Consider the following 9,232-nt stretch of genomic DNA (forward strand, 5'->3'; position numbering starts at 1 on the left):
TATGAATCCCGAGAACGCCTTGACATTGGAAGAACGGTACAAGCTGATGCCAGACGTCGCCGTCACCGATGGTGAACATGTCATCCGCGGTTGGCTGAAGCGTAATACACCGCTCACTATGGACGACTATACGGCGATGCTCGCATTGCGCGGATATGACATGAATCGTTACGCATGGTGCTTGGAAACTGATGACGTGCCTGTCAATGGGCAGTTGCCTTGGGAGCGCGTACTGGATGAGATTCTGAAACATGTCGATGGAATCGATTCCCCTGCAAACGGGGATTATGCGACGTTCATCATGCCGTTCGTAAAGTATGCGATGCGCCACATCCTGGATACCGCGATCCGTGGTCCCCTGATGTGGAATGAGGACGCCTGTGTCGAAGCATGCGCTACGGCGTTGTCCGGTAGGCTGCTGCAGATTGCCTTGAAGACGTTGGTATGGGTTTTCCGTCGCGAGATGAATCCCAATGAGGATACCCATATGCTTGGCCGTCCGGCGTTCTCTAACCATGATGAATTCATCGTATGGCTGGGAACCCGGGAAGCATACGATGCCGTCTTCGGCTCCTACCCCGTGCTTGCCCGGAAGCTGACGGAAACGACGGTCCGTTTCATCGATTTCATCTGTGAATTCGCCATGCGTGTGGAACACGATGCGGAGGATATCCGTTGCTTCCTGCATATTACGGAGCGACTCCGTGTCGGAGAGATCACACTCGATAGCGGTGATTGCCATGATGGCGGCAGATCGGTCATCCTCTTGACCGTGAACGAGGGGCAACGTATCGTCTACAAACCTCGGCGGCTATCCATTCATGGCTTTTTCCGGAGTCTTGCCGGCGAGTGCGAACGATATGAGGGGTTCCTGCCACTACGTGTTCCCGATATCCTTGATGAAGGCGATTACGCGTTCGAGGAATACGTCGGACACCATGAGTGCCGCGACGGGCATGACATCGAAGATTACTTCACACGGTATGGGGAACTCATCGCTCTGATCTGGTTCCTGAACGGCAACGACATGCATTACGAGAATATCGTGCCTGATGGTGCCTATCCACGCATCATCGACTATGAGACGGTAGCGGCGAACCGGGTATCATTGAGGCGATCGTTGCCGCAGGCCGATGATATGGTCTTGAAGCGCTTGGGCCGTTCCACGCTGGCAAACTGTCTGCTGCCATCGCGCATGCCGCTCGGCGACCAAGGGCAGAGAGTGGACATCAGCGCTTTGGACCCACACGACCAGACGATACATGATGGTGCGCTGGTGCCGGTCGGCTTGGACTCCGATCGACCGCGGTACGAGCGACATGACGTGGTCGTATCGAAGAACGGCATCGCTGTGCGTCAAGGTCGTGACGTGGTGAATCCCGCGGAATATGGAACCTATATCATCAGAGGCTTCGACAAGACGATCAATGTGTTGCAGAGCATTCCCGAGGAGTACATCGACGGGTTGTTCGATACGCATCCCTTCACATCTAGAATAGTCGCCCGATCCACGAGCGGGTACGCCAGATTCCTCGGATTCACCAATCATCCTTCCGTGTTGCGGGATATGCGCAACGTCGAATCGGTATTGGAGAACCTGTATGCATATCCCTATCGGGACAAGCGGATATGCCTCAGTGAATATGACCAGTTGTTGAACGGGGACATCCCCATGTTCACTACGGAATCGGACTCAAGGTCGATGACCGGTTGTGACGGCACCGTCATAACGGATGCGTTCGACCGATCAATCAGACAGCTCGTTCTCGAACGTAAGCGAAATCTCATGAAGGAAGTGCCGTTGGAACGCCGCATCCTGCGCAATGCCCTCGGAAGCTTCGACGTGAAGAACCCTGTCGCGCATACGCTATGCGGAGACGATACGTCGGTTAGACGTGACCGTGCCCCGTATATGAATATGGTGGAACGGTTCGTTCATACCATGACGGATGACGCTTATGTCGGAGACGACACCATCTCCTGGATGGTGGCCCGTCGCGACGAGGAACAGGGGAACGAGGAACGTTATTCTCCCGGTATGCCCGACAAGGATCTGTACATGGGACAAGGCGGGATCTGCCTGCTGATGGCGCAATTGGCTCACGAAAACGGTGATATACGGCTCAAGACCCTTACGGATTATTGTCGTCGATCCCTGGTGGGGGTACGCGCCGCAAACGCTACTCCCTCGGCATTCTCCGGCATGATGTCGCAAGTATACGTCGCAATGCGATTGGACCGCATGGGCGGGAATCCGCAGGTGAAGGAATATCTGAAACGATCCGCACATGATTTCCCAATTATGGTCGACGACATCATCGCACGATTGACACCCAAGGCCACGATAGGTAAGGGAATACCGGGTTCGGTGAACCTCGATTATCTGACCGGTGCGTCAGGAGCGATGGCGTTGTATCTGCGCCTTCAGAGCATGGCCGGGAACGACTCGTTGCAGGAACCGCTATGCAGACTCGCCAATACCGCCATGGATTCGGCAACACGGCTATGGGCGGATACGGTGAATGACGACGTGGAGACGTTCCCTTCCGGTGCCGCACACGGCATGGAGGGTATGGCCGTCACGTTCTGGCGATTGTTCCGTCGGATGGGCGAACAGAGATACGGTGAATTCGCGCATGATCTATGGCGACATGCCATGGGAAGAAGGGACACGCAAGGCGAGTGTTTCGATACCAAATGGTGCCGCGGCGATATCGGCGTCCTTTGGGCTCAGAACGAACTCGAATCCGTGAACGGTCCGGAGAACGAGCCGTTCTTCAATACGGATACGACACCTGCATATCAGGACAAGGAAGGAATCGGCCGTCTGCTGGAGTCGGCGCGGTGGACGGACGACACTGTCTGCCACGGTAGGTGCGGGGCCATCGACACGTTGGTGTCCATGTACCACACGCATCAAGATGATTGGTATCTGCGTCAGGCGTGGGGACTATTGGACGACATGGTCGCCGAAGCCCAGCACGCAGGTCATTTCAGACTCGGCCGCATTCCCGAATTCGTCGATTCATCATATTTCCTCGGACCGGTTGGAATCGCATACACGATGCTTCGTGTCCAAGACCCTTCGATTCCTTCCATCCTCGCATTGGAAATCGGAGAACAGGAGCAAGATAATGACTGATCACACCGATTGGATAATCCGCGTCGACCACCTGAGTTTCGCCTACAAGCGCAAGACGCCCGTGCTCAAGGACATCGACCTCACGGTTCCCCAGGGCCAGTCACTCGGCATCCTCGGATACAACGGCGTCGGCAAGACCACGCTGCTCAACCTCATGATCGGTCTGCTGCGTCCGCAGCGGGGGCGGTGCGTCATCAACGCCGCGCTCGTGCCTGCGATGCGCGACGTGTTCGAGATGACCGAACTGGGCAATCTCATCGATACGATGACCGTGCGCGACAACATCCGGTTCCGCGCCATGCTGTTCGCCGACCGGCAATCCGCGCGCCGGTTCGATACGGCGACGCTCGCGGACCAGCCCCTGGTCAAGGCGTTCGAGCTCGGCGACCAGCTCGACAAGAAGGTCTCCGAGTTGTCCTCCGGCCTGCGCAAACGCGCGGGAATCGTCGCCGGCATGCTGTTCGACCCGCATGTCATCATGCTCGACGAGCCCACCAACTCCATAGACCCGATGACGCGCAAGCTGCTCATCGACTACGTGAACGAGCTGCGTGCCGATGGACGCACCCTGCTGACCGTCACCCACGACCTCGACTATTGCTGGAAGGTGACGGATCGCATCATCGTGCTTGACCATGGCCGTATCGTGGAGGATGCGCGCATCGCCGACTTCGCGGACTACGAGTCCTTCGAGCATGTGGCCACGCTGGGGCGTGAGGACCGCGAGGTCGACTTCGGCGTCAGGAAGACGACACAATCGCATGCGTAGAATCCGTTTCATCGAACAAGGGGAGCACAGCGAATGCGGACTCGCCTGCGCGGCCATGGTGGCCGACGCGTTCGGTGTCCGCATCTCCATGGAGGATTTGCGCGCCCGGTACGGTGCGCCACGAGGCGGACTCAGCATCGGACAGGTCGGCACCGTGCTCGCGGATCTCGGTGTCGATATGCGAGGGCTCAGGGCTCCCAGTGTGGAATCCATGACAAAGGGAGTGACGGTGCCATGTGTGCTGCATTGGGATGACCATCACTTCGTCGTGCTGGAGCGGATCGCACACGGAAGGTTCCACGTGGTCGACCCCGCCGATGGAAGGCATATCTATGATTCCAGGCAGATGGCCGAGCACTGTTCCGGAGCGCTGCTGGAACCGACTGCAAAGATGTCGGACATGCCGGTGCCGCACCGGCTTTGGCGCAATGCGACGTTGGATATCCTGCGGCGGTTCCTATCGGTTCACCCGTGGCTGTCCGTCGCGACATTGCTATTGGCGCTCGCGGTACAGGGGCTTACGCTCATCGTACCGACGGGAACCCGCTATCTGATCGACCATCGGTCCGTGGTCGGCGACGGCGGATTCCTCCACGTGGCCGTGGGCGCTCTGCTCGCATCGGTCCTGACGTATTATCTCGTATCCGCGCTCAATACACTCGTGCTCACTCGTGTGCAAATCGAGTTCGGGCGGTATCTGTTCGGCAGATACATGAGCGGTGCGCTCGGCCGCGACTTCACGTTCTTCGTGAACCGTTCCAGCGGCGACATGATCTACCGGGCCAACCTCGTCATGGTCGTCGAACAGATGCTCACCGGCGGGTTGACGAATACGCTGATCTCCTTCGTGTTCCTCGTCGTCTATCTGGCCATGATGATCACCTACTCGATGCCACTGACCGTGATGACGCTGGTCATCTGTGCATTGGTGCTCGTGATATCCATCATGTATGCGCGGTATAACCGCCGATTGACCGATTTGGAAACCGCCGCGCAGTCGGACGTGCAGCGCTCGTTCATCGAAACCTTCTCCGGCATCGAGACGGTGAAGAGCCTGAACCTCGAGAACGAGTTCTACGACCGATGGGCCGACAGGTTCGGCAGGCAACTGCATTGGCAGACCGTACGCGGCAGACTTGAAGCGGGACTGTCGTCCCTGTCTTCGGCTCTGGTGTTCGTATTGCCGCTGTGCGTGGTGACGTTCGGCATGGCTCTCGTACATTCCGGAAACATCGGATTGGGCACCGTCGTCGGTTTCATGACGCTGGCCTCATCGTTCGCCGGTCCGTTCTCCGGCATCGTCACCGCCATCGGTCAGTTCGCGGCCGTCGGTTCATACATCCGCAAAATCTGCGAGATCATCCCCGAGCATCTGCCCATGATCGACGGGGAGGAATCCTTCGGTGTCGTCGCCAAGCAGGGTGATTCCTCCATCGGTACCATGAAATCCTTGAATGCGCGTCGAGTCGGTTATTCGTATACGGCGTTCGAGCCGCCCGTGGTACATGATGTGGACCTTGATGTTCGTCATGGTGACAAAATCGCCATCGTCGGGGCAACGGGGTCAGGCAAAAGCACGTTGCTGAAGATGCTTGCAGGACTCATCCCGCCCACAAGCGGGCAGATTCTCGTCAACGGGAGCAAGCCGATCGATGACATGGCCGGATGGTGGAAGATGAGTCGTCTCGCATTCGTCCATCAAGATGCCGTAGTGTTCAATGACACGCTACGGGCGAACATCAAGCTGGAACGTCCTTGGATTCACGATGAGCAGATACATAAGGTATGCCGGATGACCGGCATCGATGACCGCATGATGAATCCGGCGTCGGGACTGGACACCATGATCAGCGAGCGTGGCATGAATCTGTCCGGTGGACAGCGGCAGAAAATCTCCATCGCCCGCGCGTTGGTCGATGAGCCTGGATTTCTGCTGATGGACGAACCGACCAGTGCGCTGGACAATGATACAGAACGCCGCATCATGCGCGGCATTCTCGACTCACCGGCCGCCTGCGTGGTCGTGGCGCATCGTCTTGCCTCGATCCGTGATTTCGACCGTATCGTCGTGATGGATCGCGGCGCCATCGTCGAATCGGGGACGCATGACGAACTCATGCAGGCCGGTGGCTTGTATGCACGGCTCTACCGTGCCGACCAGTGACCTCCGGGTGTGGCCCCTCTCCGATGAGAGGGGCCACACCATATCAACCGGGAACCGGACGACCACCTCCAGTCATACTTGCGCATGACAGCCCCCGCCAGCGGGGGCGAAAGATGCCTTCGCAATGGAGCGAAAAGGGAGGCCACGACTTGGTCGTGGCCTCCCTTCGGATCACTCGGTGGCGGTGGAGTAGAGCTTGCCGCCCTGGGCGGTGTACTTCTCACTCATCGCGTCGAGGCCGGCGCGGATCTCCTCGGGGCTCAGCACGTTGGCGGAGACGACGCCGTCGGCCGCGGCCGGCTGCGCGTCGGCGGCCACGCCGGCGAGCGAATCCTTCACGATCTGCTCCTGGGCGGCCGCGCCGCCGAACGCCTTGCGGATGTTCTGCGAGATGGCCATCGAGCAGAACTTCGGGCCGCACATCGAGCAGAAGTGCGCCATCTTGGCCGGCTCGGCGGGCAGCGTGTCGTCGTGGAACGCGATCGCGGTGTCCGGATCGTAGGAGAGGTTGAACTGGTCGAGCCAGCGGAACTCGAAGCGGGCCTTCGAGATCGCGTCGTCACGGTCCTGCGCGTGCGGGTGGTGCTTGGCGATGTCGGCCGCGTGGCAGGCGATCTTGTAGGCGATCACGCCCTGCTTGACGTCGTCCTTGTTCGGCAGGCCCAGGTGCTCCTTCGGGGTCACGTAGCACAGCATGGCGGTGCCGTAGCGGCCGATCTCGGTGGCGCCGATCGCGGAGGTGATGTGGTCGTAGCCGGGGGCGGTGTCGGTGGTGAGCGGTCCCAGGGTGTAGAACGGGGCGCCCTTGCACACGGCCTTCTCCAGCTCGATGTTCATGCGCACCGTGTCGAACGGCACGTGGCCCGGGCCCTCGATCATGACCTGCACGTCCTTCGCCCAGGCGCGCTCGGTGAGCTCGCCCAGCGTCATCAGCTCGGAGAGCTGCGCCGCGTCGTTGGCGTCCGCGAGGGAGCCGGGGCGCAGGCCGTCGCCGAGCGAGAACGCCACGTCGTACTTGGCGAAGATGTCGCACAGCTCGTCGAAGTGCGTGTACAGGAAGCTCTCCTGATGGTGGCGCAGGCACCAGTCGGCCATGATCGAGCCGCCGCGGGAGACGATGCCGGTGACGCGGTTCGCGGTGAGCGGCACGTAGCGCAGCAGCACGCCGGCGTGGATCGTCATGTAGTCGACGCCCTGCTCGCACTGTTCGATCACGGTGTCGCGGAACAGCTCCCAGCTGAGCTTCGAGGCGTCGTCCTCGACCTTCTCCAGCGCCTGGTACATCGGCACGGTGCCGATCGGGACGGGGGAGTTGCGAAGGATCCACTCGCGGGTGGTGTGGATGTCGTTGCCGGTGGACAGGTCCATCACGGTGTCGGCGCCCCACTTGGTGGCCCACGTGAGCTTCTCCACCTCCTCGTCGATGGACGAGGTCACGGCCGAGTTGCCCATGTTCGCGTTGAGCTTGGTGAGGAAGCGGGAGCCGATGATCATCGGCTCGGCCTCCGGGTGGTTGATGTTGCACGGCATGACGGCGCGGCCGGCGGCCAGCTCGGAGCGCACGAGCTCCACGTCGCAGTTCTCGCGGGTCGCGACGTACTGCATCTCCGGGGTGATGATGCCGTGGCGGGCGTACCACATCTGGGTGACCGGGTGGTCCTTGGCGCGCATCGGCTGGTGCGTGCGTCCGCGCCATTCCTTCGTGGCGCGGCCGCGCTTGATGGCGCGCTTGCCGTCGTCCTGGAGGTTGCGGGCGCGGCCCTCGTAGTCCTCGATGTCGCCGCGGTCGCGGATCCAGTCGAGGCGCAGGGGCTTGAGTCCCTCCTTCGGATCGCACTTCGGGCCTTCGGTGTTGTAGTCGTGGAACGGCGGGTTCGGGCCGACGCCGGGGGTGTCGGAGAGCTTGATCTCCGTGTACGGCACCTCGAGGTCGTAGGAGCCGTACTGGTAGTCGAAGTGGACGGTCTTCGTCTTGCGGATGTGCGCCTTGTCGCGCTGCTTCGAGCCGCGGGCGGCGATGTCGACGCGCTGCTGCTTGGCGAGCTTCTGCGCCTCCTTCGCCTCCTTGGCGTTCGTGAACTTCTTCTCGGTGGCCTCGGCGCCCGGCTTGGCGGCGCCCTCCTGCGCGGCCTGCGTGTCGGCGGCCGGCGTGTGGGTGACGATGCGCGGGGCGTAGCCGTGGCGCTTGTCGCCGCGCACGGCCTTCCAGCCCTCGACCATCGCGCGGGTGGCCTCCTCGGGGTTCTCGGCGCCCGCGATGGCGGAGACCGCGAACCAGCCGGCGGCCTTGGTGCCGGCGAGCATGGCCATGTCGGCCGCGGTCACGCCGCCGCCGACGACCACCGGGAACTCGCTGGCGGCGCAGATCGTGTCGATCTGGCGCGCGTCGAGCGTCTTGCCGGAGCCGTCGTTGCCGCCGACCGAGGCCTCCGGCTTGGTGGAGGAGACGTGCAGCGGGCCGGCACCGATGTAGTCGATGCAGCCGTCGGGCAGCTCGTTGATGAGACGGACGAGCGACTCGGTCTCGGCGGAGAGGCCGACGATCGCCTCGTCGCCGAGCAGGGCGCGCGCCTCTCGCGGCTCCATGTCGGTCTGGCCGATGTGTACGCCGTCCACCTTGATGCCCTTGCGGCGGGCCTGCCAGACGACGTCCGCGCGGTCGTCGATGACGAATGCGACCGTGTCGGACTTGCCGGCGTCCTCGATGATCTGCGCCACGTCGCGGGCCATCTCGGTCAGTTCGGAGGCGTCCGCACCCTTGGCGCGCAGCTGGATGAACGTGGCGCCGCCGTGCAGGGCCTGGTCGACCACATCGGTCAGCGGGCGGCCCTTGCAGTCGTCCGGCCCGACCACGAAGTACGCGGAGAGGTCGAACGAATCGCGCATCGAGGCGTAGGGGTATTCGTTGCTCATTTTCCTATTCCTTTTGATTGGTTGGTGGAAGTCCTGCGGTCTCCTCCCGGAGGGGAGGAGACAAGTCCTGTTCTTCCCGCCGGCGGGAGGTGCCGCATAGCGGCGGAGGGTGGTCGGTGCGTCGGTCCGTCGACCATCCCCGGTCGGCTGTCGCCGACAGCCCCCGCCGGCGGGGGGGGCTATACCGGGAGGGACGGGCCGGGGGCGGGCCGGGCGGGGGGGGGGGTTCCCGAGGGGGGCGGGG

General features: G+C 61.5%; 4 protein-coding genes. 3 read left to right on the plus strand and 1 reads right to left on the minus strand.

Translation table 11 applies throughout. The annotated features are described in order from the left end of the window. Position 1: 1 nt before the first annotated feature. From lanM to BFAL_RS00110, 3 genes are read left to right on the plus strand one after another with little or no spacing between them, the layout of a single operon-like run. Positions 2-3,142, plus strand: a complete 3,141-nt coding sequence (gene lanM, locus BFAL_RS00100) for a type 2 lanthipeptide synthetase LanM (RefSeq protein WP_055426431.1) — start codon at positions 2-4, stop codon at positions 3,140-3,142. Continuing rightward, positions 3,135-3,911, plus strand: coding sequence for an ABC transporter ATP-binding protein (locus tag BFAL_RS00105; RefSeq protein WP_055426432.1), 777 nt, complete (start codon positions 3,135-3,137; stop codon positions 3,909-3,911). The genes lanM and BFAL_RS00105 overlap by 8 nt, the downstream gene beginning before the upstream one ends. Then, positions 3,904-6,075 (plus strand): peptidase domain-containing ABC transporter, encoded by a 2,172-nt coding sequence (locus BFAL_RS00110; RefSeq protein WP_152973433.1) that lies wholly within the window; start codon positions 3,904-3,906, stop codon positions 6,073-6,075. The genes BFAL_RS00105 and BFAL_RS00110 overlap by 8 nt, the downstream gene beginning before the upstream one ends. 171 nt (positions 6,076-6,246) lie before the next feature. Here the strand turns inward: BFAL_RS00110 and thiC are convergent, their stop codons facing one another. Further along, positions 6,247-8,988 carry a phosphomethylpyrimidine synthase ThiC gene (gene thiC, locus BFAL_RS00115; protein ID WP_055426434.1) on the minus strand — a complete coding sequence of 914 codons (2,742 nt, stop codon included), beginning with the start codon at positions 8,986-8,988 and terminating at the stop codon, positions 6,247-6,249. Positions 8,989-9,232 lie beyond the last annotated feature (244 nt).

Origin of the sequence: Bifidobacterium aesculapii (assembly GCF_001417815.1) — a bacterium.
Classification (GTDB): domain Bacteria; phylum Actinomycetota; class Actinomycetes; order Actinomycetales; family Bifidobacteriaceae; genus Bifidobacterium; species Bifidobacterium aesculapii.

What these genes read in the sequence shown, in the direction of transcription:
- thiC (WP_055426434.1), bottom strand. Translation starts at nt 8,988, where the DNA reads ATGAGCAACGAATACCCCTACGCCTCGATGCGCGATTCGTTCGACCTC.
- BFAL_RS00105 (WP_055426432.1), top strand. Translation starts at nt 3,135, where the DNA reads ATGACTGATCACACCGATTGGATAATCCGCGTCGACCACCTGAGTTTC.
- lanM (WP_055426431.1), top strand. Translation starts at nt 2, where the DNA reads ATGAATCCCGAGAACGCCTTGACATTGGAAGAACGGTACAAGCTGATG.
- BFAL_RS00110 (WP_152973433.1), top strand. Translation starts at nt 3,904, where the DNA reads ATGCGTAGAATCCGTTTCATCGAACAAGGGGAGCACAGCGAATGCGGA.